Annotated in this window: 27 protein-coding genes and 2 tRNA genes; 14 read left to right on the plus strand and 15 right to left on the minus strand. The window is 50.5% G+C overall.

All coding sequences use genetic code 11. The features are described 5' to 3' along the window. Positions 1–2: 2 nt before the first annotated feature. Positions 3–1,151 (minus strand): hydroxymethylglutaryl-CoA reductase (NADPH), encoded by a 1,149-nt coding sequence (gene hmgA / locus KIS30_01635; GenBank protein MBX8645448.1) that lies wholly within the window; start codon positions 1,149–1,151, stop codon positions 3–5. Between the two features lie 165 nt (positions 1,152–1,316). On the opposite strand from hmgA, the gene KIS30_01640 reads away from it, so the two are divergent. Both KIS30_01640 and KIS30_01645 read left to right on the plus strand, forming a co-directional pair. Further along, a tRNA-Ile gene (locus KIS30_01640) sits at positions 1,317–1,391 on the plus strand. A 307-nt stretch (positions 1,392–1,698) separates the two neighbouring features. Then, positions 1,699–2,271 (plus strand): helix-turn-helix domain-containing protein, encoded by a 573-nt coding sequence (locus KIS30_01645; protein ID MBX8645449.1) that lies wholly within the window; start codon positions 1,699–1,701, stop codon positions 2,269–2,271. Positions 2,272–2,302: 31 nt separating this feature from the next. On the opposite strand, the gene KIS30_01650 is transcribed toward KIS30_01645, so the two are convergent. From KIS30_01650 to KIS30_01660, 3 genes are all read right to left on the minus strand, one after another. Beyond that, positions 2,303–2,749, minus strand: a complete 447-nt coding sequence (locus KIS30_01650; GenBank protein MBX8645450.1) for a hemerythrin domain-containing protein — start codon at positions 2,747–2,749, stop codon at positions 2,303–2,305. A 67-nt stretch (positions 2,750–2,816) separates the two neighbouring features. Further along, positions 2,817–4,040 (minus strand): hypothetical protein, encoded by a 1,224-nt coding sequence (locus KIS30_01655; protein ID MBX8645451.1) that lies wholly within the window; start codon positions 4,038–4,040, stop codon positions 2,817–2,819. A 15-nt stretch (positions 4,041–4,055) separates the two neighbouring features. Next, complete coding sequence (locus tag KIS30_01660) at positions 4,056–4,745, minus strand: DUF2249 domain-containing protein (protein MBX8645452.1); 690 nt, start codon at positions 4,743–4,745, stop codon at positions 4,056–4,058. Positions 4,746–4,883: 138 nt separating this feature from the next. Between KIS30_01660 and KIS30_01665 the strand changes: the two genes are divergently transcribed. Next, positions 4,884–5,351, plus strand: a complete 468-nt coding sequence (locus KIS30_01665) for a hypothetical protein (GenBank protein MBX8645453.1) — start codon at positions 4,884–4,886, stop codon at positions 5,349–5,351. 184 nt (positions 5,352–5,535) lie between these two features. Beyond that, positions 5,536–5,976, plus strand: coding sequence for a methylated-DNA--[protein]-cysteine S-methyltransferase (locus tag KIS30_01670; GenBank protein ID MBX8645454.1), 441 nt, complete (start codon positions 5,536–5,538; stop codon positions 5,974–5,976). Here KIS30_01670 and KIS30_01675 read toward each other — a convergent pair. Beyond that, positions 5,961–7,916: an AMP-binding protein gene (locus KIS30_01675; GenBank protein ID MBX8645455.1), complete on the minus strand. Its 1,956-nt coding sequence runs from the start codon at positions 7,914–7,916 to the stop codon at positions 5,961–5,963. The two genes, KIS30_01670 and KIS30_01675, sit on opposite strands and share 16 nt — an antisense overlap. 179 nt (positions 7,917–8,095) lie before the next feature. Between KIS30_01675 and purE the strand changes: the two genes are divergently transcribed. Together purE and KIS30_01685 are read left to right on the plus strand one after the other, a co-directional pair. Then, positions 8,096–8,569, plus strand: coding sequence for a 5-(carboxyamino)imidazole ribonucleotide mutase (gene purE / locus KIS30_01680; protein MBX8645456.1), 474 nt, complete (start codon positions 8,096–8,098; stop codon positions 8,567–8,569). 23 nt (positions 8,570–8,592) lie between these two features. Next, the gene (locus KIS30_01685; GenBank protein MBX8645457.1) at positions 8,593–9,678 is read left to right on the plus strand and encodes a 5-(carboxyamino)imidazole ribonucleotide synthase; all 1,086 of its coding nucleotides are present in this window, start codon (positions 8,593–8,595) and stop codon (positions 9,676–9,678) included. Between the two features lie 5 nt (positions 9,679–9,683). Here KIS30_01685 and KIS30_01690 read toward each other — a convergent pair whose 3' ends face one another. After that, a complete protein-coding gene (locus tag KIS30_01690) occupies positions 9,684–10,739 on the minus strand; it encodes a threonylcarbamoyl-AMP synthase (protein MBX8645458.1) in 1,056 nt (351 codons plus the stop codon). A 58-nt stretch (positions 10,740–10,797) separates the two neighbouring features. Beyond that, positions 10,798–12,858, minus strand: coding sequence for a sodium-translocating pyrophosphatase (locus tag KIS30_01695; protein MBX8645459.1), 2,061 nt, complete (start codon positions 12,856–12,858; stop codon positions 10,798–10,800). 332 nt (positions 12,859–13,190) lie between these two features. Here KIS30_01695 and KIS30_01700 point away from each other — a divergent pair, with 332 nt between their 5' ends. The 5 genes from KIS30_01700 (at position 13,191) to KIS30_01720 (ending at position 15,177) form a co-directional block, all read left to right on the plus strand. Then, the gene (locus KIS30_01700) at positions 13,191–13,772 is read left to right on the plus strand and encodes a DNA-directed RNA polymerase (protein ID MBX8645460.1); all 582 of its coding nucleotides are present in this window, start codon (positions 13,191–13,193) and stop codon (positions 13,770–13,772) included. Positions 13,773–13,782: 10 nt separating this feature from the next. Then, positions 13,783–13,974, plus strand: coding sequence for a DNA-directed RNA polymerase subunit E (locus KIS30_01705; GenBank protein ID MBX8645461.1), 192 nt, complete (start codon positions 13,783–13,785; stop codon positions 13,972–13,974). Next, positions 13,940–14,512 carry a DUF359 domain-containing protein gene (locus tag KIS30_01710; GenBank protein MBX8645462.1) on the plus strand — a complete coding sequence of 191 codons (573 nt, stop codon included), beginning with the start codon at positions 13,940–13,942 and terminating at the stop codon, positions 14,510–14,512. Before KIS30_01705 ends, KIS30_01710 begins: the two co-directional genes overlap by 35 nt. 168 nt (positions 14,513–14,680) lie before the next feature. After that, entirely contained in the window at positions 14,681–15,007 is a 327-nt protein-coding gene (locus KIS30_01715) for a 30S ribosomal protein S24e (protein MBX8645463.1), read from the plus strand. A gap of 5 nt (positions 15,008–15,012) precedes the next feature. Continuing rightward, positions 15,013–15,177, plus strand: coding sequence for a 30S ribosomal protein S27ae (locus KIS30_01720; protein MBX8645464.1), 165 nt, complete (start codon positions 15,013–15,015; stop codon positions 15,175–15,177). 192 nt (positions 15,178–15,369) lie between these two features. Here KIS30_01720 and KIS30_01725 read toward each other — a convergent pair whose 3' ends face one another. After that, positions 15,370–15,903, minus strand: a complete 534-nt coding sequence (locus KIS30_01725) for a GNAT family N-acetyltransferase (GenBank protein ID MBX8645465.1) — start codon at positions 15,901–15,903, stop codon at positions 15,370–15,372. 414 nt (positions 15,904–16,317) lie between these two features. On the opposite strand from KIS30_01725, the gene KIS30_01730 reads away from it, so the two are divergent. The 3 genes from KIS30_01730 to KIS30_01740 all read left to right on the plus strand — a co-directional run bounded on the left by KIS30_01730 (position 16,318) and on the right by KIS30_01740 (position 18,037). Next, positions 16,318–16,944, plus strand: a complete 627-nt coding sequence (locus KIS30_01730; protein MBX8645466.1) for a DUF981 family protein — start codon at positions 16,318–16,320, stop codon at positions 16,942–16,944. A 174-nt stretch (positions 16,945–17,118) separates the two neighbouring features. Beyond that, positions 17,119–17,225, plus strand: a tRNA-Arg gene (locus KIS30_01735). Between the two features lie 59 nt (positions 17,226–17,284). Continuing rightward, complete coding sequence (locus KIS30_01740) at positions 17,285–18,037, plus strand: NUDIX domain-containing protein (GenBank protein ID MBX8645467.1); 753 nt, start codon at positions 17,285–17,287, stop codon at positions 18,035–18,037. Here the strand turns inward: KIS30_01740 and ileS are convergent. The 7 genes from ileS to KIS30_01775 all read right to left on the minus strand — a co-directional run. Then, positions 18,030–21,716 (minus strand): isoleucine--tRNA ligase, encoded by a 3,687-nt coding sequence (ileS, locus tag KIS30_01745; protein MBX8645468.1) that lies wholly within the window; start codon positions 21,714–21,716, stop codon positions 18,030–18,032. The genes KIS30_01740 and ileS overlap by 8 nt on opposite strands. A 76-nt stretch (positions 21,717–21,792) precedes the next feature. Continuing rightward, entirely contained in the window at positions 21,793–22,809 is a 1,017-nt protein-coding gene (gene fen / locus KIS30_01750; protein MBX8645469.1) for a flap endonuclease-1, read from the minus strand. A 21-nt stretch (positions 22,810–22,830) separates the two neighbouring features. Next, on the minus strand, positions 22,831–23,004 hold the full coding sequence (locus tag KIS30_01755) for a hypothetical protein (GenBank protein ID MBX8645470.1): 174 nt from the start codon (positions 23,002–23,004) through the stop codon (positions 22,831–22,833). 56 nt (positions 23,005–23,060) lie between these two features. Further along, entirely contained in the window at positions 23,061–23,927 is an 867-nt protein-coding gene (locus tag KIS30_01760) for a phosphoserine phosphatase (GenBank protein ID MBX8645471.1), read from the minus strand. Positions 23,928–24,151: 224 nt separating this feature from the next. Then, positions 24,152–24,730 (minus strand): hypothetical protein, encoded by a 579-nt coding sequence (locus KIS30_01765; protein ID MBX8645472.1) that lies wholly within the window; start codon positions 24,728–24,730, stop codon positions 24,152–24,154. Positions 24,731–24,835: 105 nt separating this feature from the next. After that, entirely contained in the window at positions 24,836–25,438 is a 603-nt protein-coding gene (locus KIS30_01770) for a tRNA (pseudouridine(54)-N(1))-methyltransferase TrmY (GenBank protein ID MBX8645473.1), read from the minus strand. Continuing rightward, positions 25,431–26,321 (minus strand): signal recognition particle protein Srp19 (locus tag KIS30_01775; GenBank protein ID MBX8645474.1); only part of this gene is annotated, 891 nt, incomplete at its 5' end. The genes KIS30_01770 and KIS30_01775, both read right to left, overlap by 8 nt.

Consider the following 26,321-nt stretch of genomic DNA (forward strand, 5'->3'; position numbering starts at 1 on the left):
AACTATCTTGCCATTCTTGCATGCGCCGCAGCCAGTTCACCCTTTGACTGGGCGGCAAGCGTGGAGAGTTCTCCTGCCAGTATTACTGCCCCCATTATTTCCGCGAGTTTAAGCGCGCGTCCGCGACCGCGGCATCCCATCAAATCGAGCGCTTCGCTCTGCGTCGGCAACGAAGTGCCGCCGCCCACTGTGCCCACTTCTAGTGCGGGAAGTCTAACGGAAATGTAGAGGCCCCCGTTAACCTTCTCGGCCAGAGAGATTCCCATGCTTGCTTCAACAACCTGCGCGGCGTCCTGTCCGGTGGCTATGAACATGGCGGCCGCCATGTTAGCGAAATGAGAATTGAAGCCATAAGACAGGGACATGGCGCTGCCGACCATGTTCTTCCTGATCGAGGTATCGGCAATTTCGTCCGGTGTTGAATGAAGCTTCGCCTTCACAATCCTTTCAGATATCACAGCTTCGGCGAGGACCGTCTTTCCCCTCCCCTCAAGGAAATTCATTGCAGATGGCTTCTTGTCGACGCACATGTTGCCTGAAACAGATATCGTCTTTGCGCCTGTCTCACGCCCAATCAGGTCGCACATCTTCTGTGAGGCTATCGTCGCCATATTCATTCCCATGGCATCCTGCGTCGAGAATGAAAAGCGCACAAACAGTGTTCTTCCGGCCATATAGGAAGTGGCTGAAAGCAACCTGCCGTGCTTCGTCGTGGAACGTGTCGCTGCCTGCAATTTTCTGAAATTACTGGAAACCCATTCTGAAACCTGAAGGGCGTGCTCAATGCCCTCTGTTATGAAGACCGGTGCTCTCGTCATCTCATCCTTTATAACACGAACGAGAGCTCCACCGGATTCCGTGACGACTGAACATCCCCTGTTGATCGTTGCAACTAGTGCCGCTTCGGTAGTCGCAAGTGGTATGAAGAAGTCACCTCTTGCATGCTCTCCTCTGACGCTCAGAGGCCCGGCGATACCCAAGGGAATCTGCGCGACACCAAGGAAATTCTCTATGTTCCTTGACGCATCTTCAGGCTCAAATGAATGCGAAGAGGTGTGTTTCAACTTTACCCCTGTTTCCCTCTCGAGCAGGTTTCTCCTCGCGGCTGTATCAGACTTCGTTCCCCCTCGTGGAAGCGCGATGCGATCCATGTCTCCTCATCATTGAAGGAGTATAAGAAAATTCAAGGAACGGCCTAGTGACGGTTGCAGCTCCATGCCGTCACTGAGATTCGGGCACAATATTTTCAACTGACCACGAGTGGATACAAATTCACGGCGACAATATTTTAATAAGAGCCGACTTTTCAGCCTTGAGGGCCCGTAGCTTAGCCAGGCTGGAGCGCCCGGCTGATAACCGGGAGGTCAAGAGTCCAAATCTCTTCGGGCCCACCGGTTTGTATTAGTCAGCACACTGCCATACATCCGTCTTTGCAAAAGTGGAACAATAGATGCGTGAGAGAATTTGGCCGCCTGAAATCATACCCTGGTCAAATATTCGCGTCGGCCGTGCCTGCCTCGAGACGTGTACATTTTTGCTGAATCCGGCACTGCATCATTCAGAGGTGCGGAGAACGATTGGTTGAGTGCGAAAGCCTAATTTATCTGAGACGAAGGTAAGGCTCAGCGAGGTCACGCCAACATCATGCTGGAAGTTTCGTTATCCATTATACCGCCGCAGAACTGGATCGGCGAGGTTATGAAGTCGCACAAAGCTGTAGTGCACATTACGGACGTAAAATCTGAGAGCAGTCACGGCACGCAGGATTTTGTCGAAATATCTACAGACAGTCCGCCTGCCGATCTGATGAGTCGTGTAAAGACCAGCAAGAGTGTGATACGTAGTAGCCTTAAAGACATCGGAGAGGGAAGGGTGGCCGGGGCCGTGACTACAGACAGCTGTCCTGTCTGCCGGGCGATATCGGGGGCTGACTGCTCCCTTGTTTCTGCCTCAAGCGTTGGCGACAGATCCATACGATGGGAACTGCTCGTTACGGACAACGTTGCACTCAACACGCTGCTCGACAGACTGACTTCCGATGGAGTGAGCTTCGAAGTTAAGAAGAAGAGGGAGCTCAGAAACCGGAGGGATCTCACACTCCGCCAGGAGGAAATACTCAAAATGGCATTCGAGCTCGGTTATTTTGATTTTCCAAAGAAGATTAAACTCGACAAACTGTCAATGAGGCTTGGTATCTCGCCGAGCACCCTCGCAGAAATACTGCACCGTGCGGAGAAGCACATCATGATCAAACACTTCAGGGAGGAATAATTGATTCTCCACTCGTCAATAACTCATGGTTTCATTTGCTGCACTTCAGAAGTCTTGCTGCAAGCAGTGCAAGAGGATACACGATGGCCTCCTCTATTTCCGCGTGGTGAGACAGCCAGTTCATCGTCTCAACAGCATCAGTGTTTTTCTCAGCCAATGCTGCCTCTCTAGCCCTCCCTGCCAATACACGTATTTCTGCATGTTCCCTGAACATGGTCCGGTACTCCTTCTCTATCTCCTGAGCAGCCTGAGGTGCAGATTCTATGGGTACTTCATCTCCTTCAGCAAGCCTCTGCGCAAGGGCAAGCATGGGCATTACTATTTTTTCCTCCTTTGCGAAGTGGGGTTCCAGCACGGTAAGGAGATCCGTTACTGCAGTGCCAGTACTGAGTCCCGATACAGAAAGCTTTCTGAGGCTTCCCATAAGTTCCGCGTGTTCCTCATCCAGAAATTTCAGTTTGTTATCCATGTTTACCAACCTGACTGCTCAATGAACAGCATGAGTTTTATCCCTCAGCCTTACGGGGTGAAGTTCCGGCATTCCCTCACCGATCCGCCGTAGATATCATTCTTCTAATCATGACTGCAAAAGCGATGACGGACAGGACGAGTACGACCGCGGACATCGAAACAACGTCCTCCGAGACGGCAAGAACCGCGGTCATATTTCCGGCAAATATCTTTGCGATGTCGCCGAAAACTCTCAGTACATTTGCCAGTGTCAGCAAGTAGAGCGACATGAATGTGAGTTTGGAGATATCAGCCTTTCTGCCGAGTACAACGGGAAATATGACTGGACCATGTGCAACTATGAAGGTGGCGATGAAGCCGAGAGCAATAGCGTGTATTGACGCATCGTAGAGGCCTGTTACGCCGTTGATTCTCAAGATGAAGAGCATGACACCTGCTAAGAGCCATAAATACGCTATGTTGATGCCTCTCTTCAGGTAAATCTGCAGCCTGGTAACTGCGCCTGGCATGCTCCGCTTCTGATCCATGGCCAGAGTTATTGCTGCGATAAGCAAAACAACGAGCGCTGCAATCGTCAGCATAAGCGCATAGGCTGCCACGCCCGTTTTATACATGAGTGAAGAGATGCCGGTTGTCCCGACCGCAATCCATGAAAGAGCGAAAACGGAAGCTACTAACGTCTTTTTATGTGGAAAATAGGTAAAGCGCGTCAGCTCAACACGTTCTCCGTTTATGAACAGAACGGGAAAAAGAAGCATTTGCATTATCAACGGCAAGTTGTCGTTGGGTAGTTCGAATCCAGTCAGTAGCGCGGCCAGTGCAAGCGAAACAGTGCCGGAAGCCATGATGCCGAAACTTGAGTAATCTGAAGCCATCCGTCCCAGTCTGATGAGGAGCAACGTGAACATCAGCGCACCTGCCATGAGAAGAATGCCTCCAAGAATCCTGAGCCAGGCATACTGATAAACCCATCCAGTCGGAAGTGCCAGCTCTCCTGCCAGGGAAAGCAGAACCATGGCTGCGCTGAACTTAACGGAGTTTCTGCCTGTGACTCCGGCAGAACCGGCAAGCCGCTCGGTCATAAGGAGTCCGCCCAGAAAACCGAATATCAGGAATATCGAGTGCAAATGATAGAGCGGGGTCATGGTCTGAAGATAAAATGTGCCATTGTCTTTGAACAACCTGAAAAGACCAACGGTGAAACCGACAAACAAGGAAATGACGGCATAGGTTATGCCTATCCTTCTCATCCGCCAAGATGCGGCTGTTCCATTCGCTTCCCGGATGACCTGCTTCATGCCACATTCCGTGCATCAGTTAAAACGGCCTTCCCTGATCTTCCTCGCAACATCTTCGTGATCCGCATCTCCAGGTACGGGCGATACGACGTGTAATGCCTCCATGTCAGTCTCTGCCCTGATTCCTCTAATGACGCCTCTCTTTACTATAAGGACGTCACCTGGTGATATGCGGTAAGTTCTGTCAGCCGCCACAGCTTCGCCGATGCCGCTTTGCACGACGAATATGAGATCCACGCCTGGCGCATGCACGGGAATAAACTGCCCGGCCTTGAGGTAGACTAGAATGACCTTGTAGTTTTTGTCGGAATATATCGGGACAGGTGTGAAGGAATCGTCACTATACTGCCTCTCTCCAGCAAAGCTTGTGAAGACATGATTCTCTGTTGATGGATGCCGATTCTCCTTCTTGATGAACGTGCCCACCCACTCACCCGCGCCCCTGTTGTAGGCTCTGTACTGTGCGGAGTCGAAATCGTATCTCTCATGCAGCATATACTGATAGAGATGAACAGGTTCATGATCGTTTATTACGAGCAGTTTTTCTCCGTCTTTCATGGATTCGAACAGTTTGAGTACTGCCGCGTGCCTGGCCGGTGGAGACAGCTTTCTGACGTCTATCGACTTTATTCCTTTCTCCGGTTCTGTAACTTCCGCTTCTGCGCCCGGTTGTATGACTCTGAGATCTTCCTGTTTTCCATTCATAAACCACAATCCGCAGATCTGGGAATTATCTTTTGCCCGAACAGTTCAGGGATTGTTTCAGTTCCTGCGTGCGATGCGCCTGATCAAGAGAGTCCCTGAAAGCTCAGGGCTCATGGTAAAGTAGCCGGGTGCGTGTGAATGGACTATACGGACGATAGTGATGTTAAAATGAGACCGAGAAACATGGAATTCATAGAACTCGTTTCGCTGCTCGAAAAAGAGCACCGGGACGTGAAAACAGTCATGAGCGGACTCTCCGAACTCATCAACCGTGAAGGAGTATCGGACCTGAAAGACAGGCTCATGAGTCTAAGGGAGGTCCTGTTACAGCATATTGTCGACGAGGAGTCCAGCGTGCTCCGCATTCTAATCAACAGGTACGGCAGAGAAGGATCTAGAGATGCCCTGGAAGTTTTCAGGGAACATGTGGACATCCTCGGGTTGCTGAACGAACTGGAAGCGAGCGTTCTCTCTAACAGGCAGACGTCCGCAAAAGTCAGGGACAAACTCGATGCGCTCATGTCAGAGCATTTCAGGAAGGAGGACGACACCATTTTCCCCTGGGCAATAAAAACGCATCTGTCTGGTTCAGGAGAAGGCGCTTAAGGTAAGGACAAGACAGAGTACATTACCGAAGCATATTGAATATGGAAACGTCTTCATAGACTTCATACCTTTTCGACCCAGATAGTGATTTAAGGCTTGCGCCGATTAAGTGGATGTGGACGACGAATGCGTAAAAGTTGTCTCCAGCTCGTGCTACAGCAAGGCACTGTCACTTTTTATAAACATGATGGAGAGCGAAGCGGGAGTAATGTGCATCTCACTTTCCGGAAAGCCGAAGCACTCTCTATCTGAATCCCGAAATCTCTCGAAGGTGCGGTCTTATCTCGACGAAGGCAGTGGCAACATTTCATCAATACAGCTTGATATCAGAGGCACCGACTTTCAGGAACGTGTCTGGAGGGAACTCAGGAAGATACCATCTGGCGAACTCAGGACATACGGAGAGATTGCAGCGCGCCTCGGCGTCCCTGGCGGCGCTAGAGCGGTTGGAGGGGCTGTTGCAGCCAACAATCTTCCTCTCCTGATCCCCTGTCACAGGGTCGTAGCTTCTGAGGGACTCGGCGGATTCTCTGCATATGGCGGGCTGAAAACGAAGAAGAAGCTTCTTGAGTTTGAGGATTCGTTCAGGCGCCGGCAATCACACGGAAATCAGCTTTCCCGTTGAACTGCAAGCTTCCTCAACTCCTCCAGTACTTCAGGATTTTCAATCGAGGAAGTATCCGGCTTCCTGTCGGAAGGGCCTGCAAATGTGGCTCTTATGAGTCCGCGCGATATCTTGCCTGACCGAGTCTTGGGAAGAGCAGAAACTACATAGACAGCCTTCGGAGCGAATGCTCTGCCGAGACCTGCCGAAACGATTTTCTCCAGATCTGACTGCATCTTTTCCCTGTATGGAAAATGCTTTGGTACAACAAAACAGGCAAGCACTTCCCCCTTAAATTCATCAGGCATTCCGATGGCGGCAGCCTCCGCCACGTCGCCATCCTGCATCAGCAGGCTCTCGACTTCGGAGGGGCCGAGTCTCTTTCCTGCAACTTTGATCACGTCATCGGCCCTTCCGTGAAGAAACCAGAATCCATCGCGGTCTATGCTTGCCCAGTCGCCGTGATACCATATGCCGGGGAATCTTGACCAGTATGTCTCTATGTACCGATCCCGATCTTTCCAGAATCCCTTAGTCATTGAGGGAACAGGCTTCTTGCAGACGAGATATCCAACTTCGCCGCGGACACTTTGACCTGATTCGTCAAAAACATCGGCATCCATTCCAAGTCCTGCACCCTGGAGCGTGCAGGGTTTCAACGCATCTACAGGAAGCGGAGCAAGGTGACATCCAATAATTTCTGTACCTCCGGACAGATTAATTACAGGGAGGCGTTTACCCCCTATCCTGCTGAAATACCACATCCAGTTCTCCACGTCCCACGGTTCGCCGGTGGACGCAAGTGTTCTCAGGGATGAAAATTCGGACGTATCTGTTTCGCCGCCGGTTTTTCTGAGCGTTCTTATCACAGTAGGTGAAATACCTAGAACATTGACACCTACATCAACTATAAAGCTCCACAGCCTTGTTTTTGAGGGGAAGTCTATCGCACCTTCCATCAGGCAGACAGTTCCACCATTCGCCAACACGCCGATGACTTCCCATGGCCCCATCATCCAACCCATATCTGTGACCCAGAGCAATTTCCCGCGATCGCGCAGGTCGACATTAAATCGCACCTCTTTGGCAGTTTGCAGAAAGGCTCCCACATGAGTGTGAACTGTGCCTTTTGGTTTGCCTGTCGTGCCTGAACTGTAAAGTATCATGGATGTGTCCTCTGCAGCCGTTTCAACAGCTCTCGAGTCTGCTTTTCCAGGAGACGGCCAATCGATAAATCTTCTGTCACCAGCAGACAAGACTTTTGTCGTGTTGGAGTAAACCACGATGGACTCAATTGACGCAGAGCCGGATACCGCCTCCTTGAGTGTGTCCAGCATCTGGACACGTCTGCCCCGGCGGTATGTGCCGTCGGCACATATCACTGCCTTTGCCTCTGTATCGGCTATCCGGAATGCGAGCGCACTTGCACCAAACCCGGAGAAGAGGGGAACTGCAACGGCACCAATTCTGACTGTGGCGATCAGGGCCGATACGATTTGAGGGATCATAGGCATGTATATTCCTATCCTGTCTCCACGTACTATGCCCGAATCTGTGAGTAGAGCGGCAAGCGCGGTCACTTCGGTTTTAAGTCTGCTATAGGACCACGATTCTATTTCACCACCTTCAGGTTGAAAATTGACGGCGGCCGAATTGCCTCTCCCTGCCTCGATGTTCCTGTCAAGACATTGGTATGAAATGTTCATGCTGCCATGTGTGAACCAGCTTGCCCATTCTGGCCCACCGGAAAGATCAAGAACGCGATCGTAGGGCGAGAACCAGTGAGTTCCCAGTTCCTTCTCGAGCGAAGACCAGAACCACACCTGATTATCCACGGACCTGCTTCTTAATGAGCTGACATCAGGTAGGTCGTGTTTCTTCATGAATCTTGCCACATTGCTCTGCGCCATCATCTCTTCATCTGGCTTCCATACTATCCGATTCTCAGACTCATGTTTCATCTGCACTGCACCCGATTGAGATTACAGCTTTGAGCGATACAATATGGCGTATTTAACATGCCGAGTGGCGCGATTGTGCAACAGGACAGGATTGTGGCGCAATGACGTGAGTGCAGCATAATTTTATTTCTGTGCTCTTATCGAAATACTTATAATGTACCTCTCCGGATACTTCACGCATGCCTCTCGTCAGTGTGGTGATGGGAAGTAAGAGCGACTTTGAATGCATGTCTGCAGCGGTGCAGACGCTGAAGGACTTCGGCGTGGATGTGGAGTACCGCATCGTTTCCGCGCACAGAACGCCGGACCTAATGTACGAATTTTCGAAGAGTGCGTCCAAAAGGGGTGTGGAGGTGATAATAGCTGGCGCCGGAGGCGCAGCACACCTCCCGGGCATGATAGCCTCTATGACGCATCTCCCTGTGATTGGCGTTCCTGTTCCATCGAAGCAGCTGAAGGGCATCGACTCACTCCTTTCAATCGTTCAGATGCCTTCAGGCATTCCTGTTGCAACCGTGGCGATAGGGAACGCTCGGAATGCCGCCCTCCTTGCGCTCAGGATACTTGGTATAAAGCATGCGGACATTGCCGGTAGACTGAAGGCATTCATGGAGGCACAGACGAAGGATGTCCTTTCTGAACATCTCGACTGAAGAATCGTTGCGACGGTGACTCTGTGAAGATCGGGATAATGGGCTCGGGACAGCTGGGCTGGATGATGATAATGGAGGGCAGGAAACTCCATCATTCTTATTATGTCCTTGATGACAAACCTGGCCCAGCAGCAAGGATTGCAGACGGTTACATGCCCAATCAGGATTTCAGGAGTTTTGTTGATGCATGCGATATCGTCACATTCGAATTCGAGCATGTCGATGAGAATGCGCTTCTCTATGCCGAAAAAGCCGGAAAACTGCATCCATCCCTGGATGCCGTGGCGCTTAAGAGAGAGAGAACCGCAGAGAAGGAATTTCTGGAAATGAATCGGCTTCCAACCGGACGATTCACTATCGCGGAAAATGGGGATGAAGCAATCAGGGCTGCGCGGGATTTCGGCACGGCTGTGATAAAATCATCAAGAGGCGGGTATGACGGGAAGGGACAGTTCCTCGTGAGAAATGAGGAACAGGTTCAGCCAAAGCTGCCGAGTGGAGAGCGTTTTGTCGTAGAGGAATTCATCAAATATGATTATGAAGCATCCATTATCGCATCTAGAGAGATTGATGGAAGCATGCATTTCCACACGCCATCGCTCAATGTGAATGAGTCTGGAATCCTGTTCTTTAATGAAGCGCCCACGAAAGACTGCGGAATGAAGGATATGGCGTCGCGCCTCATGAAGACCCTTGATTATGTAGGAGTCATGGGTATAGAATTTTTCATAGTCTCTGGCCGCGCCATGATTAACGAGTTCGCTCCGAGGGTACACAATTCCGGGCACCACACGCTTCATGGCTCCTCCATTTCGCAATTTGAACAGCACATCAGGGCTATCACAGGCATGCCGATATCCAAACCCGTTCTGTATCAGCCAAGCGGCATTGTCAACGCTGTGGGCGTTGAACTTGGGAAGGAAATCGAGAAAAAGCTGCTGGAGATACCAGAAACACACGTCTACTCATACGGCAAGAGCGGATTGAGAAGGCGGAGAAAAATGGGACACGTGAACATCAATGCGCCCGATGTCTCTTTGCTGAGAGAGAGGAGGAAACAGGTGATTGAAACTGTCTACGGCGCATCACCTTCATCTTTTTTCGTTTGACCTCATCATGCTTGCGGTTCTATCCTGCTTGCCGCACGTCTGAGCCGGTTCATGACTGCGAACCCGATGTCAGTTTCCGGTATGCCTTCTGCGATGATGACATCCGCGCCCCATTCGTCCAGCTCTCTGATTGCAGAATAGAGTCTGTTTGCCATTCCCTCAGCGTTGTTTCTACTTCCCATTCTTAACGTCATGTCGCCGGTCGCCTCACACTCATCGGTTATCATGAGTCCGACCTTCTTCCGGGCCGTCCGGTATTCGGCGCAGAGTCTGTTTATTATTTCTCCGGTTCGGGGGCCGTATTCAACAAGGATGAGAATCGCCTGTTGCGGCGCGTAATGTGTGTATTTCATCCCGGGTGAAGGTAGTTCTTCATGAGAGGCGTAATTTTTGTTCGCTGCAGCAGGATGCACTACCACGTCCCCTATAGCTTTCCTTAGCTGCTCCAGCGTTACGCCCCCGGGCCTCAGAATCGCAGGGGGCGTTCTGCGTATGTCGAGCACCGTCGACTCGATGCCGATTCGCGTGCGGCCGGAGTCTATTATGAAATCCACCATCCCTGAGAGTTCCTTCACTGCCTCTGCAGCCGAAGTTATGCTTGCCCTGCCAGAAATATTGGCACTCGGCGCCGCAACGGGCACACCCGACTCGGATATCAGCGCAAGGGCCACCTGATGCGAAGGCATTCTGACAGAAACGCTGTTCAGACCTGCCGTGACAACGTCAGGCACATCCGTCCGTTTCTCCATTACAAGCGTCAGAGGTCCCGGCCAGAAATTGTCCATGAGTGCTTCGGCCACATCCGGAATGGATAAGGCGACCTGATTCACCATTTCTCTGTCGGAAACGTGCACGATTACAGGGTTGTCCGCAGGCCTCCCCTTAACACGAAAAATGAGTGATACTGCATCTGACGATAGAGCGTTTGCTCCGAGGCCATAAACAGTTTCGGTAGGAAATACGACCAGACCTCCTGAGCGTATGCACTGTGCGGCCTCTACCAGTTCAACTGTTCGCGGATTGTCCTCCGCTACGCTTATTATTCGTGTACTCAGATTCATCCCTTACACTCGCTCTAATGTTCCGGCCCGCTAATAACCCCTTTCCGGTTAGCATGCTTCAAAGCAGGTGGAACGCGAGGATCACAGCGATAAACAGGATGGAAACGGTGTTGACTACCTTGATGAGCGGGTTAATCGCGGGTCCTGCGGTATCCTTAGTCGCGTCACCGACTGTGTCGCCGACAACAGCAGCTTTGTGCGCATCTGAACCTTTGCCTCCGTATTCTCCCTGCTCTATCAGTTTCTTTCCGTTGTCCCAGGCCGCTCCCCCGACAGTCATCATTATCGCGAGGCCGAAGCCGCTTAGAACGACACCTATCAGGAAGCCCCCCAGCGCAGTGGGGCCCATGATAAAACCGACAAGGAGAGGCGAAAGGACACCGATGGAGGCAGGTATGGCCAGCTGCCTCAGCGCTTCCTTTGTCACCACATCAACACACTTGCCGTAATCCGGTTTTTCAGTGCCCTCAAGTATCTTGGGATTGGAACGAAATTGGTTTCTGACCTCGATGACAATGGCCTGTGCAGCTTTGCCTACCGCACCCATTAGGAACGAAGTGAAGAAGAAGGGCAGCGTCGCACCGATGAGCAGTCCGCCAAGCACCAGTGGATTGTTTATTGCCAGCGATGCAGCTGAAAAACCCCTCGCGGAGATGTAAGCATAAAATGCTGCGAACAACGCAAGCGCGCCGATGGCGGCAGAGCCGACGGCATAACCTTTTGTTATTGCCTTTGTCGTATTACCTACTGCATCCAAAGGATCGGTACGCTCGCGTACTTCCTTGGGAAGGCCGGCCATCTCTGCAATACCTCCAGCGTTGTCTGTTATCGGACCAAACGCGTCCACCGAGATTATCATGCCCGTAAGCGACAGCATCGACACCGCCGTCACAGCTATCCCGTAAAGGCCGAAATCCGAAATGGGTCCCTGGAAACTCCCTCCTCCCGCAATCGCATAAGACGCCAGAACGGCGACGACAATAGTTATGCTCTGGCCGAACGAAGACTGGAGTCCCCAACCGAGTCCTGTGATTATGTTTGTGCCGGCACCTGTCGTGGAAGCTTTCGCGATCGATTTAACCGGTCTGAACGGTGTATCTGTGTAGTAATCGGTGATCCCCATAATCATACCTACGACGCCTATTCCAATCAGTGAATCAACGTATAGCGGTAGAAAATGTGAACCTAGGGCAAGACTACTCATCAGTATGTAGAATCCAACCGCGGACAGAGCGGCAGAGGCAATCACGCCTTTGTAAATCGCACCCATTATCTTCTGTTTTCGTCCGAGTCTGACAAAAAACACCCCGACAATGGATGAAATGATGGAAACTGACACTATGCCAAGGGGGAGGAGCACACCGTTTAGGCCAAGGGATCCGAACACTCCTGGAAGCGTCTTTCCGAGTACCATCCCGGCCACTATCGTAACTACATAAGACTCGAACACGTCAGCACCCATTCCTGCACAGTCACCGACGTTGTCTCCCACATTATCAGCTATGACTGCAGGATTCCTCGGATCATCTTCAGGAATACCGACTTCCACTTTTCCTATGAGGTCTGCACCGACGTCGGCCCCTTTTGTATATATGCCGCCGCCCACTCTTGCGAACAGACTCACCAGGGAAGCGCCGAACATATATCCGAGCATATCGACCGGATTACCGTTGTAAAAAATGAAGAGAAATGATATACTAATTGCGGCAAAACCAACTATGGTTATGCCCGTTACGCTGCCGCCGCGGAACGCGACGGACAGGCCGTCTTTCAGCGACTTTCTGGCCGCGTTTGCGGTCCTGACATTGGCCCGGATGGACACATTCATGCCCACGTAACCAGCCACAGCTGAACTGGCCGCACCGACCGCGAAACCGACCGCTTCTTTCCAGCCCAGCTCAGGGATTAGAGCAACTATGACTGTTATGATACCTGCAGTCAGCGCTACGGTGGAATATTGTCTGTTAAGGAAGGCGCGTGATCCTGCCTGGATGGCCCTTGCTATCTCTACCATCTTGTCATTACCTTCTTCCATTCTCAGAATAAGAAACGTCTGTGTAACTGCATACAGCAACGCTACTATCGCTGCACCTATTACGAAGATGATGAAATACGACATGCCGTAAAACTCCAATGCGAGGAAAATGAGTTTCTTTTAAATATTTTTCTATGATGTTAAGCGCACATTATGTACGAATCGGTGAAGACGATGTCCAAATCGCGTCTCAGTCAGCGCAAATTTACAGCAGGAAAACCAGAAGACTTTGCAAAAGGCTTATTAACGGGGCACCATTGATGCAGGTTAAGCCCGCCTCATGTCCATGAATTTGACATGTGTTGTCGGAAGTCCGACGCTGAAGCCCGACGCTGAGATCAAAGAGACTCAGGTTTGAGCGCCATCCATTTGAGGGCTTTCGGTCGGTATTCCGGAACGGTGGAGTGTGACAAAAAGTGTATCATACACAATCAAGAGAGGGTATAATCAGGGTACCGCCAGAGAAGCTGGGTGATGAATACGACACGCTTGTATCTGAACTGGCCAGGAACACTTTCGAAGGGAAGATAGATGCTGAAGGAAACATGGTTGTCATGACGTATAAGGTCGAGCCTGATGGGAACGGGAGAGTTGTCCATGGTGACGGAGGCGTCTTTCAGGCGATTAAGTACGATGCGCTGCTCTTCACTCCCTCGATACAAGAAGTGGTTGAAGGGCATGTGGTGGATGTCATAAAATTCGGGGCATTTGTGAGGTTCGGCCCGTTCGACGGATTGCTTCACATCAGCCAGATTATGGACGATAAACTCGATGTGGACGAGGGCGGAAAGCGAATCGTCGGCAAGGAGAGCAAGAGGGATCTGAAGGTTCAGGACAAAGTCAGGGCAAGGATTATTGCTGTCAGTCTGAATGACAAGAACCCTAAGGAAAGCAAGATTGGCCTTACAATGAGACAACCGGGCCTTGGCAAGTTTGAATGGATAGAGGAAGACAGGAACAAGAAATCCAAAAAGGAGAAGGGAGAAATTACCGCTTAAGGTGATTAGTATGGCAGTAAAACAGGTTAAGGCATGTAAGAGCTGCAGTCACATAACGGAAGAGGATAGCTGTCCTTTGTGCGGCGCTCAGACATCCAGAGAATTTCAGGGATATCTGGTCGTTGTAGATCACGAGAAATCCGCAATCGCCAAGCAGATGGGTATCAATGTCAACGGCAAGTACGCACTCCGAGTCAGGTAATTTTGAAGTCCTGGAGGACCTCTATTTACCCGAGGATCTGAGGAGTGAGCTGTCGAAGCAATATCAACCCATTATTTCATCCGCAGAAATACATTCGCTTGCTGCAAGTGAGAAGAGAGAAATTGTTGCTGTAGGGGATATGGTTTGTTATACACTCATTGCAGACGGTGTGATCCCGAAGATTACGCTTTTTGATTTCAAGACGCAGCGCAACGAGATTCCTGAAAGCTGGGTACAGGTGCTGCTGTCCACTGCTGGAGCGCGACTCAGGATCAGAAGTCCACCGGGAGTCCTGTCAAGAGAGCTCTGGGAAGCGCTGAAACTTGCATGGGAATTTCCGGGTAACACTAAGATAATTGTGGACGGTGAGGAGGATCTGGCCGGCCTTGCATCAATATACATTATGAAGAGCGCTCTCGTTGTCTATGGTCTGCCCGACAGAGGAATGACTGCAATCAAATCCGATGAATCCTCAAGGGATGTTGCGTTATCAATACTCAAACGGATGATACCCGTTTCAGGACTCAAGTCAGGTTGACATGACATCTCACTAGAGAGTCTGAACTTGGATCAACTTAGCTGCAGGAATAGGTATTCATGTTGACGACAAGCGGAGCGACGCAGGGTCGGATTATCAAAACACTAATACGCAGCTTTTAAATGCTAGTTCCATTTAGTGTGCTTCCAGCGCAAGTGTGATGCTCAAATGGATATGGAAATAACTTCCAGGAAGGACAACAGGCTTCTGAAACGCGCGGATGTGCAGGCCGTAGTGAAACATTCAAACGCTTCGACGCCGGCGAGAGAGGATGTGAGGGATGCACTATCCAAGTCGCTAGGCGTAAACAAAGAGAGCCTGGTCATAGCCAGCATGAAAACCAGTTACGGTAAGCACGAAACCACAGTGTATGCCAGAACCTACGGGGATAAAGAGACGGCCCTCAAACTCGAGAGCCGCCACATACTGGTCAGGAACAAGCTGGCGGAAAAGAAACAGGCTGCACCGAAGGCAGCAAAGAAGCAGGCGAAGTGATTTCATTGGCCAAGACAAAGGGAAAGAGCGGTCTTTATGAAGTGAAGGATGGCAAACTGACACGAGCAAGGCGTAGCTGCCCGAAGTGCGGCCCGGGTGTATTTCTTGCAAAGCACAAAAACAGGGTTTCGTGCGGCAAATGCGGCTATGCCGAGCTTGAGAAGAAGTAGCTTTCCGGATTCTGCCACACTGTATCCGAAGGTCATCCAGACGAAATTGCATCCACGGGGGAGCTGTTTTGTCCCGGTCTAATTGAAGCAGCGGCAGCTGCGGCAACAACGGTTAAAAAATGGAATCGGCATTTTCGTTGGCTGGCCAAACTGCATGATTCGGTGAACAGTATTTCAAACAACGTTTCGGCTTCACCGGTTGAGAATCATTTCCCACAATGATGTACCTTGATCATGAGGCAAGCTCACTTCGACTCCTGTGGAAATAAATCCACATTGCAAGTAAAGGTGGAAAGCGCTGCCTTGTACCGGGCTGACATCCAGACGTATGGCGGCAGACGCTTCCTGAGAATCCACCCAGGCTATTGCTGTTTCGACGAGTCTTCTTCCCAGCCCATTATGCCTGACTGCAGGATCTACCCACAGATGACATAAATTGAAAACAACATTCTGCATGAACATCCCTACGATGCCAACGGGCTTGACACCGAGGAAGCCAAGCCAGAGTCCTTCGGTTGATGAGTTTGAGTTCTTTCTCGACCGTTCAATCCACTTTGTGTCATCGAAAGCAAGTGCTTCGTCAAGCGTTGTGCTGAATGCTGCGGGATTGGACTCGAGCGCCTTGAGTCTGATGTAGCGGTACTGCTCCCAATCGTTTTCGCGAATGCGCCTGATCTCGACATTGTGCGCTTCTGCCCGGATATTACCATCCTCGGCTTCTCCCATAAAGCTATGATAAAACGAGGGCATTATTTAAGCCACATTCCGAGAACGGAAAAATGGTGCACCAGATGATTTTGATTTGGCGCTGATTCTCTTATGAATTTAAGCCGGGATTCCAAGAATGGAGAAATAATAAGGCGTGATGATATGGATTTGCAGTGTCAGTAAGAATACAACCGTTGTGTCTTGCGCCCAACAAATCTGCAACTGATTCGACAAGAGCCGTGGTGCTTCCGAGTCCTTTGGAATCGCACATGAGGCAAGGCATATCGGACGGTTTGCGAGATAGTTCAGCAACGGCCGCCATGCGTTATCACATCAGTTCAGCGCCGTAGGGAAAAGTTGGGATTACACGTATTGTATGTCACAAGGGTATTAGTGGGCGGGTTCACTAAGTTTGTACTGAGGTGAAAGCAAATGATATTCGTAGATGATCTGGGACTGGAAATATTTATACTGGCATTTGTGGGTTTCCTTTTGGCATATGCCGCAGCGTCGATCCTGCTCGCATTCAGAAGGAAAAATGAAGATGAAGTGAAGGAAAGGCTGTCATCTCTTGCTATCCCAACAGGAATCATAGGTATGTTCGTGATGGTAATGTCAATAGCAGGTGAACTGCTATGGCCAATACCTGCATTCAACGGACGTGGCTATGATATATTATTCTTTGATGCATTCTCACTGCTTGGCATCCTGCTCATTTCTCTCTCTTTCAGCATATGCCTCAAGAAGAGACTCGAATACTCCGGACTCCTCGCATTCATGTTCGGAATCACAGTGATATACTATGGAGTCACTGGTTACAATCTTGGCATGACGAAAGAACCGCTAGCGATGCTTGGCTTGTATGGACTCTTTGGTCTATCTGGCGTTCTTGCTCTGCCAGCAGCCATGGCGATGGACAAAGCGCTCAGATCTCCGCAAATCAGCAGACAGTGGTTTGCCTGGGCGTATGCATTCGTGGTCTTCATGGTGCTCTCCGCGCTCGTGTCAATTATAGTTGCAGGGCCGGCAATTGCAGCCCACCTTGCAAAGGCTCCATGAGGTAACAACGTGATCAGGGAACGTAAACCTTCTGCATACAGATGCGCATTCGGCTGCACTGTATGCCTTTCAGCAATTTCGGCTTCTGCAAAAAGCATTGCGATGCTTGACAGTTACGTTCTGAAGGAGACAGATGATACATTTTTATTGAAGGCGCCGTTATTGAAGAGACAAGGGCCTGTAGTGTAGCTCGGATATCACAGGGGCCTCCGGTGTTTTCGGAGAAAGCCCCGGACCCGGGTTCAAAAAGACAGACAGTTTTGAAAATCCCGGCAGGCCCGTTTTTATCGAATTCTCAGTTTTGGAAAGATTGAAATCTCTGATTGCAGGTCTTGATTGTATGCTGTTAAAGGGAAGCAGCATTTGCGGCGGACGTATCTCCGGCAAAACTGTGCGCATATCCTCAGAAGGTGAGATATTGCCTCCGATGGTCCCTGCATGCGTCCCCGTGCTCTGCGGCAGGTGCGATGAGGCCTTCGCGAAGCTCGTTCTGTCCACTTTCTCTGGCGGGCGAGATTCTCAAAGAGGATTCATACTCTGCAGTCCAGATGAAGAGGCAAAAGACGTATTTGCATCGTCCGATACCGCTGCGGTAAGTGATTTTGACCCTGCCTTGTTTCTGGATGGAGATCTGGTGGAAATCAACGGATATGAAGGAGTTGTGAAGATAGAGAACGTCATCGAGAAGCCTGTTGTCAACTGCGTGGTCATGAAGGGGGACAAGATACTCATACTGAAGAGGAGTGAAAGAGTCGGATCGTTTCAGGGAAAATGGTCTACAGTCACCGGGTACGTCGAGGAAGGGGAGACGCCCATCCAGGCGGCATTCAAGGAAATGAGGGAGGAGATATCAGTGTCCACGCCGACATTGATTAGGCAGGGAAAGGCAGTGCCTTCAAGGAAGGCTGACACGGCATGGATTTCATATCCGTTTCTTTTTTCGGTGGAGAAAGACACCGAGGTGAAAATAGACTGGGAACACACAGACTACAAATGGATATCATTGCATGAGCTCACAGGCTTTGAGACGACTCCCGGCCTGTGGAGAAATCTCTCGTCACTTGGCCTCGTCGTGGAAGAGCCGGTTAAATAACCCTGTCCACCTCTTTCTGAAGGACTCCGAGATCAGATTCGCTCAGCGTGCTCGGATCCAACGCGACAAGGAGAATGGAACCCGTTTTAGCGGTCATGTCTCTCAACTGCTGAATTAATCTCACGACTGGCAGGAAACCGTTATTGGAGACGAGGTATTCTATGCAGTCCATGAGCGCCATGCCGGGCGTCTCATCGAAGAATTCCTTCAGATGCATAGCGATCTTTTCAAGGTCATTGGGCTTTACTGCATTTTCGTCGCCCACGCTGCTCAGCCACACAATCTTGCAGTTTTCCAGCTTGTGCTTTCTCCTGAGTTTGTCCGGAAACTCCCTGGAAATACACATGCCATCCACGCCGTTCTCCAGCGCAGTTTCCAGGATAGTCACAGCTCTGTCAGAACTGTCTTCGAAAACCGCATATGTTTCTCCTGCCTCCATAACGTAAGCATCTTTCTCTTCTCCTTCGTCCTTTTCGCTTTGCTTACTTTCCTCTTGCAATGTCTGAGCGACCTTCTCCTGATGCCTCCGTGAAAGCGCGATAGCCAGATCACTCTGGTCTATCTTCCAGGCATCCCTTAGTTCTCCCTTCGCATCATCTACAATCTCCATGGCCGCTATCCTGCACTCCGTGGTGATGGTTGAATCCCACTCCAGTATGGATTCAAGTAGGGAACCGGTCGCCGTTATCTGCACATATACCGGCTCCTCCACCTGCAGGCCGAGGTCCTTTCTCATCTTCTGTATCCGTCGCATCACCTCCCTCGAAAGCGATTCGAGTTCCAGCTTTCTGTCCATGTTGAAATCGACATAGAGCGTGTATCCCTTCAGCTCTATCTGCGCCACGTTCTTTGGAAGCGTGTAGCTGAAAGAAACCATGTTCTCCTGTATCCGGATTGTCTGTCCCTCAATGCCCAGCATATATGCACCCTTCTTTATTCCCGCGATCACCTCCGAAGCTGGCCGGGCCTTCAGCATCATGGCTATCTTGCCCGACCACTGTCTGTATATCTTTCCGATCGCGTTAGGGTTGGGAACAACAGTGAGCACGAGTTCGTCCCATTCCTGTCCAACCTGCAGCAACTTGCTCGCTTTCACGTTTGCCTGCTTCTCGATAATGTCGAGCATCCTGCCAATGCTGCGCCTGTCCGTCTCCTCCCTGGGCTTAATAATCATCCTGGACAGCGGCCATCTGAGCTTCATGCCTGTTTCCTGTCTTGCCTTGAACACGGCCTCGACGATCTCCCTGGCGGATGACATATCCATCTCGAGCTTTTCATCCTGCACATCCATAAGAGGCGAGGGCCAGGATGTCAGGTGCACTGACAGGGCGTCAGTATTCATCGCACGGTATATTTCCTCAGATATGGACGGTGTGAACGGAGCCATTATCTTCATGAGAGTACTCAGCGCGTGGTGCAGCACTTTGTACGTAGATTCTTTCTCCGGATCCTTCTCCTCAGTCCAGGTCCTGTCCCTGACCATCCGCACGTACCAGTGAGAAAGGTCTTCCACGATGAATGATTCTATAGAGCGTACTGCTCTGTGTATCTCCAGCGACTCAAGATGCTCCGTGACCTCAGCAACGAGGCGTTGCGTTCTCGATAGTATCCAGCGGTCCTCGGTCTTAAGCGACTGCCAGAGTTTTCTCCAGTCAACGTCTGATGGGGTGAAGTCATCCAGGGCCATGTAAGTGGAGGCAAAATTATAGACATTCCAAAGTATGTTGAGTGTCCTCCTAGCATTTTTCGGGCCGTCAGGCTGAAACGAAAGGTCATCCCATGGGGCCCTCGATCCGAGCATATAGAAGCGGAGGGCGTCTGCACCATCCTGCTTTATGAAATCCATGGGATCTATGGAATTGCCCAGACTCTTGTGCATCTGCCTCCCTTTGGAGTCGTTCACCCAGCCGTGCAGCATTGCGGACTGGAAGGGTGCCTTGTCGAACATTATCAGAGAGGTGATAAGCTGCGAATTGAACCAGCCTCTAGTCTGATCGCCCGCTTCAACTATCCATTTACCCGGCCACCATTTGTCAAACTCATCCGCTCCGGATGGATAGTCAAGAGATGCCCACGAGCATACGCCGGAATCGACCCAGACATCGAGCACATCCGGTATCCTTCTCATTTCCCGCCCGCACTTCTCGCAATCGAATGTGACAGCGTCAACGGAAGGCCGGTGAAGATCCATGCCTTCGCGGTAGTTCTTCCCGTTGGCCAGCTCCGAAATGGACGATATTATCCTGTCATTACTGCATCCGCTGCATCTCCACACCGGCATTGGAGTTCCCCAGAATCTCTGACGCGATATACACCAGTCCTTGAGATTTCTCGCCCATTCTGCCTGTCTGGCCGAACCGGCCCACTCAGGCACCCACACTATCCTGTTTATCTCCTCAAGCATCCTGTCCCTGATGAACGTCGAAGTCCTCAGATACCATTGCCTGGTTGACCTGTATATGATGGGGGTATTGCATCTCCAGCATGTTCCATATCTGTGTTCAATCGTTTCAGAGTGATAAAGGAGACCCCTGTTCTTCAGTTCCTCGACGATGGTCTCGTTCATCTGGACGACCCGCTTCCCTGCCAGCGCGACTCCTGCTTCAGCCGTGTATCTCCCGTCGTCGTCAACTGGCGAATATATAGCTATGCCGTACTTCTGTCCCAGTTCGAAATCCTCCGGCCCGTGTCCAGGGGCAGTGTGAACGAGTCCTGTGTAACCGGTCTCCACAGTCCCGGACGTCAACACCTTCCAGCTCCAGTCGCTGGCCGGTCCCCTGTTTACGAACCCTTCCAGCGGGAAAGTGTATTCCGTGCCTTCCAGCTCCTTTCCCTTCATGGACCTTATGACTTCATACTCCTCCTTGTTTGTCAGAGAGCCAATCGTTTCTGCGTTCTGTTCCAATACCACTAACCGCTCCGGCGGTTTGCCGCTTTCTCTGAATTCCACAAGCGCGTAATCCATCTCGGGGTGCACAGCAACGGCCATGTTCGCGGGTATCGTCCATGGCGTAGTCGTCCATATGAGCAGTGAACCTTCCCCACTCTTCATGGGCATTTTCACGTATATGCTGGGGTCCTTCCTGTCGACGTATTCTATCTCCGCTTCTGCCAGAGCTGTCCCGCAACGGTAGCACCACTGAGTGCTCCTCTCCCCCTCGTACAGCAGTCCCTTCTCTCTAGCTTTGGAAAGCATGAGCCAGACAGTCTCGGTAAAAGACTGCGAGATTGTCATGTACGGTCGCTCCCAGTCCATCCACACACCGAGCCGCATGAACTGCTGCGTCATGTTGTTCAGATTGTTGAGCGCGAAGCGTTTGCACTCCGTCACGAATTTATCGAGGCCTGTCTTTTCTATATCTCTCTTTGACTTCAGGCCGAAGGATTTTTCGACGTTTACCTCGATGGGCAGCCCGTGCATGTCCCAGCCTGGCTGGTCACGCACGTTGAATCCGTTCATTCTCCAGTATCTGATTCTTAAATCCTTCAGCGTTTTGTTGAGGGCTGTGCCGACGTGTATGTTGCCAGTTGTGTACGGCGGCCCGTCCAGGAAATAAATGCGCTGCCCTTCGCTCCGTATGCTGCGCTGCTTGGAATATATCGCGTTGCGCGTCCAGTATTCAGAAACTCTGCCTTCCACATCAGCCGGATTATAGCTTCCTTCCGCTTTCTTTATCATCGAAAGCACCATTAACGCAGTAGTGAAGAAAGGTTATGTATTTAAGCGACGTCGACAAAAATCGGCAACTTGGAAATCACATCCAACGATCCAGACTCTGCTGGTTGTCAGCGGCGATAGAGTTGAGCGAGGCTACGGCCTGCTCGACACCCTGCTTATCGAATTCATGTTCTGTGCAAAGGAAGTCCACTATTCCGTCGCCGTCCGGTCTCTTCCATTCGAGTCTGTAGTCGTCCGTGAATGCAGGTTCAATGAATATTCGGCGTACTGCATCCAGGTGATCCAGCCCAGGTAAGCCGACATATTTGGTGTTCTCAATACTCTTGTTCTCGAGCATGATTTTCAGCGCCTTCTTCGGTCCAATACCCATAATGCCTTCATTGAAATCCGTCCCGACCAGTATGGCCATATCGATCATCTGTTCCCTGCTGAGACCGAGCTTCCTCAGATTGTATTCCAGATCTACCAGTTCCAGTTTCACCTGGCTGAAACCACCCTTTCCGGGTATTCTGCGCCTTGATGACAGCGTCAGGTTGCGTACTGTTCTGGGAGAGCCAAAGAGAAGCGTGTCGAAATCCTGCGAAGCCGTTGCCCATACATTTCCCTGCCTCGCCATGTGACTCGCCTGTGCCTCCCCGTCCTCCGGTGCGATAAGAAACGGTATGCCCATAAGCGTGAGCAGCCTGATCGATTCTGCTATCATTTCATCAGTCAACCGCGTTGTCTGCATAGCGAGGCTGTAGGCCCTTTCCATGTCTTTCTTCTCTATGGCCTCCCTGTACCTGTCTTCAGCACGCATCTTGGCTTCTTTCCTCTTCTGCAGGGTAGCGAACTTGAGCCTGTTTGGTGCGCCGTCGAACACGTACACAGGTTTAATACCTGCCTGGAGCAGCCTTAAATTCCGATGAAGTATGCCTATGAGGTGCGATGTTGGCCTGCCGTCGGTATCAGACAGAGGCCGGCCGTCAGCCTGCCTGATTGCAGATACGAACTGATATATTGCATTGTAAGCGTCAATCGCGATCCTCTTGCCGGAAAGCGATTCTATGTTTATTTCAACCCTTTCGACAATGCTCGAAATATCGACACCCAAAGGGAAACCACTTCACTGCCGCTATCGGCTCTGAGTATCTTTCCTGTAGAAGACGAGTATGAAGGTAAGCGCATAAGTCATGAGCAGGATAATGAAGAAGATGTTCACGTTGTAGATTACAAACACAGTAAAAAGCGCGCCTGGAATCAGTACTCCAAGCAGAAGGAACAGTGCGGTACCCTGAGATCCGGTCATTTACAGCATCCAGAAGATTCAAACAATTTAGAGTACTTAATCATTGTCCAATTGATTCAGAGGTAACCCGATTTCTGAAGGACCATAATGTCTTCGGTACTCAGTTTATCGCCCTTCTTGAAACGCTCAAATAACTCCTGAGCTTCCCTGTTAACCTTCTCTATGTCCTGCTGCATCGCATAGGGTCTTTTCTGTTTCTGCCTTATGCCGTACAGTATCTTATCGAAGTCGTGAACCTGATGTATTGCCTCTATATGTTTCCTGTGCTCCTCGTCCGCCTTCATCTTCACTTCAACGAATTTTGCCTGAAAATCGTCAGCCTGCTGTCTTACCTCATCTGCCTTGTCGTAAAGTTCCATCATCAAATCGTGTTCTGACTGGGCCTCCTCTGCAAGTGAGGAAACAGTCTTGTGAAAATATTCGGCCTTTTCCTTCGCCTCGTTGACGCCCTTCAGCATGTCGGCGTATTTAGGATCTGATTGAAGTGACTGCTCACGTTTCTTTATTTCAGATTGCAGCTTAGACATCTGTTCAACAATTTCCTTCTCTTTCTCAGGAGTAAGAACAGTGGTCATCTGTTTAAATTCGAGGGCCTTGAGATCCCTCTTGAGCTTAAAAATTGGTGTGCCCGTCTTAGGGGACATTGTCCTTCTCAGCTCAACGAGGGCGGAACCAAGATCGCCGTACTTCCTGTTCCATATCTCCCTCTGCTCCTTTGCTTCCTTCACCTTTTCGTTGAGTTCGTCTCTGTGCTTCTTGTGCCCTCCGGCTTCCTCAATGAGTCTTCGGACTTCGGCATTCAGCTTGTCCCTCTGTCCTGCAAATTCCCTTGTGCTTTCGTTGAGTTCGTCTCTGCTCTTTCTTCGACGTTCGGCTTCAACATTCAGCAAATCCCGTTTCTGTTCAATTTCCTCAACGGATATCTCTTCGGCTTCCAAGAATCCACTCCCTCTATACTCAGGGCACTCAAGGACGTTTAATATTCTCGTATAAATAAGATTTGTTGAATGCACCGCTGAAAGCTAGTTTCTGCTGAAAGAGCCCGCTTGGCCACAGGCATCCGGAAGGCGCATACAACGAAAAACACCGTTGAATCTCGATAACACTGGCAAACATAAATCGTTACCTGCAGCACCGAGCAGGTGAATCAGTTCTTCGATCTCTCTATGTCGTCGGCTCTCTTCAGGTAGTGAGAGGAATCGATCTCGTGCTGACGCTGTTTCTGCAGATATACCACAGATTTCTGCTTGAGTTTTGTTGCTTTCTCTGTCAGTGACGCAGCCTTAGCCAGGTAGTTGTTGCCCTGCTTTTCCAGCTTTGCCTCCTCATGATCAAGGCGTGTTCTCTGGACTTCGCTGTCAACCATCTTGCCGTTCAGCTGGCCGGATGAAAAATTGCTCTTCAAATCCTGAGCAGCTTTCGCCTTTGTTTTTGCCTGATCCATTATCGCGGCTGCTTCCTGTTTAAGCTGATTTGCCTTGTGAAGCATCACGGCAGCCCTGGAATCAGCCTTCCTTGCCTTCAGCAGGTATCGGGAAGCTTTGTTTCTGTGTTTCATTCCCTTGTTCTTGAGTTTTGCAATCTGTCTGTGCATATCGGCTTCATGCTTTGCCTTCGATACTGCGTATGCTGAATCATCTTCAGGACTCACATCTGTCATTTTCAAAGCATATGATTCGCCCTGCTTTTCATTCGGACCGGTACTTCCTGCGCGTTCCTCAGCCATCTTAACTTTTACCCTCAAGCCCGCCCAAAGGCTGATTTCTTAATTGAATCGTATTATTTTAACTACGTGCAGAAAACGCCATGGAGGCGGGATTTGCTGGCTGATTCACACGACTCTGTCCATAATCCAGTTTGAAATAGTGATACACTGATCCGATTGTAGACTGAGTCTGGAGAGCGATACTTTAAGCGCTTGGGAACGCGCCAAAAGCGCATCCTCCTCCGCCGTCACCCCTTTTTGATCCCCAAGCACCATAAAAGACGGCGCCTTAAAAGTGACAACTGGCTCACCAAGTTCGCTAAGGTAGTATGTATTGCATCCCCCGCTAATGTGGTGCATTACTTCCTCCAGCGACTGATGGCTGAAATATACACCGGGACTCGATATTCCCTCTTCTAGTCTGGATGCCTTTACAAGGGCATTTCTGATCAGCGCAGCGGTTGATCTCTCGTCCGGATTCAGGTATCTCACCGAAGAGCCGAATACGGAAACACTCACCGGCCTATCGCCAGATGAGAGGCAGATCGTAATCGACGCGTCGCGCCGTATGCCGTTGGATATCAAAAGTGCAGAGGAAATGCATCTTGCAATGACATCAATCCTGCCACCGCTGCCTGGAAGATCATTGAGGCTGAAATCGCCGTCGGCGGGGACCGTGTGTGATATCACAACATAATGTCTGCTGCCCGGCTGTATTCCATTATCCATCCTGTGTTCCCTGATCCCTCATCTGCTTCATGAGCTGCCGCCTTATCTGCCTGTTACCGAGGAAACCCTTTACTGCACGCCTTGAAAGATTGTACTGTTTGAGCAATTCCCTGACCTGTTTTTGTTCTGTTCCGGATCCTCTTGCTATTCTCAATATCCTTCCAGACTTGATTATCTTCGGGTTATCCAGCTCCTCAGCCGTCATTGAGTCCATTATGACTCTGAATCTGGAGAGGCGTTGCTGTAACTCCTCTGGATCCACATCAGTCTTCATGCCGGGCATCCCAGGGAGCATAGACATGATTTTCTTGAGCGGACCGACATCCGCCATCATCTCCATTTGCTCATACATCTCCCTGAGTGTGAAATGACCCGATATGATCTTCCTGGCCGTTTCTTCAGCCTTATTCTCGTCAATCGACTCCCTCATCTTTTCAAGGAGCGCGTGCATGTCGCCCATGCCGAGGAGTCTTGATATGAAGCGCTCCGGGTTGAAAGTTTCAAGATCCTCAATGTGTTCCCCGGTCCCGATGAAGAGAATGGGCGCACCGGTATGACCCACTGCACTCAACGCACCTCCCCCCTTTGCCGTTCCGTCGAGCTTGGTCAGTATGACTCCATTGACCTTGACCGCGTCGTGGAATGCCTTCGCCTGGTTTCCGGCTTGCTGGCCAACCGAGGAATCCAGGACTAGAATCCTCTGTTCCGGCTTAGCCGCAGCTTCCACATCCATTATTTCATCAATAAGGTCTTTTTCCAACGAGTGTCTTCCGCTTGTATCTATGATCTTGACATCTGCCTTTTCAAACTGCTGCAATCCAGCCCTGACAATCTTTACTGCACTTTTTTCGTTGCGAATTCCAAAAACCGGAACCTTGATTTC

Source organism: Candidatus Sysuiplasma acidicola, from assembly GCA_019721035.1.
In the GTDB taxonomy this organism is placed as follows: Archaea; Thermoplasmatota; Thermoplasmata; order Sysuiplasmatales; family Sysuiplasmataceae; genus Sysuiplasma; species Sysuiplasma acidicola.

Coding starts and splice junctions, on each gene's coding strand:
- hmgA (MBX8645448.1), bottom strand. CDS start 1,151: ATGGATCGCATCGCGCTTCCACGAGGGGGAACGAAGTCTGATACAGCC.
- KIS30_01645 (MBX8645449.1), top strand. CDS start 1,699: ATGAAGTCGCACAAAGCTGTAGTGCACATTACGGACGTAAAATCTGAG.
- KIS30_01655 (MBX8645451.1), bottom strand. CDS start 4,040: ATGAAGCAGGTCATCCGGGAAGCGAATGGAACAGCCGCATCTTGGCGG.
- KIS30_01660 (MBX8645452.1), bottom strand. CDS start 4,745: ATGAATGGAAAACAGGAAGATCTCAGAGTCATACAACCGGGCGCAGAA.
- KIS30_01665 (MBX8645453.1), top strand. CDS start 4,884: ATGGACTATACGGACGATAGTGATGTTAAAATGAGACCGAGAAACATG.
- KIS30_01670 (MBX8645454.1), top strand. CDS start 5,536: ATGATGGAGAGCGAAGCGGGAGTAATGTGCATCTCACTTTCCGGAAAG.
- KIS30_01675 (MBX8645455.1), bottom strand. CDS start 7,916: ATGAAACATGAGTCTGAGAATCGGATAGTATGGAAGCCAGATGAAGAG.
- purE (MBX8645456.1), top strand. CDS start 8,096: ATGCCTCTCGTCAGTGTGGTGATGGGAAGTAAGAGCGACTTTGAATGC.
- KIS30_01690 (MBX8645458.1), bottom strand. CDS start 10,739: ATGAATCTGAGTACACGAATAATAAGCGTAGCGGAGGACAATCCGCGA.
- KIS30_01695 (MBX8645459.1), bottom strand. CDS start 12,858: ATGTCGTATTTCATCATCTTCGTAATAGGTGCAGCGATAGTAGCGTTG.
- KIS30_01705 (MBX8645461.1), top strand. CDS start 13,783: ATGGCAGTAAAACAGGTTAAGGCATGTAAGAGCTGCAGTCACATAACG.
- KIS30_01710 (MBX8645462.1), top strand. CDS start 13,940: ATGTCAACGGCAAGTACGCACTCCGAGTCAGGTAATTTTGAAGTCCTG.
- KIS30_01715 (MBX8645463.1), top strand. CDS start 14,681: ATGGATATGGAAATAACTTCCAGGAAGGACAACAGGCTTCTGAAACGC.
- KIS30_01725 (MBX8645465.1), bottom strand. CDS start 15,903: ATGGGAGAAGCCGAGGATGGTAATATCCGGGCAGAAGCGCACAATGTC.
- KIS30_01730 (MBX8645466.1), top strand. CDS start 16,318: ATGATATTCGTAGATGATCTGGGACTGGAAATATTTATACTGGCATTT.
- KIS30_01740 (MBX8645467.1), top strand. CDS start 17,285: ATGCTGTTAAAGGGAAGCAGCATTTGCGGCGGACGTATCTCCGGCAAA.
- ileS (MBX8645468.1), bottom strand. CDS start 21,716: ATGATAAAGAAAGCGGAAGGAAGCTATAATCCGGCTGATGTGGAAGGC.
- KIS30_01755 (MBX8645470.1), bottom strand. CDS start 23,004: ATGACCGGATCTCAGGGTACCGCACTGTTCCTTCTGCTTGGAGTACTG.
- KIS30_01765 (MBX8645472.1), bottom strand. CDS start 24,730: ATGGCTGAGGAACGCGCAGGAAGTACCGGTCCGAATGAAAAGCAGGGC.
- KIS30_01770 (MBX8645473.1), bottom strand. CDS start 25,438: ATGGATAATGGAATACAGCCGGGCAGCAGACATTATGTTGTGATATCA.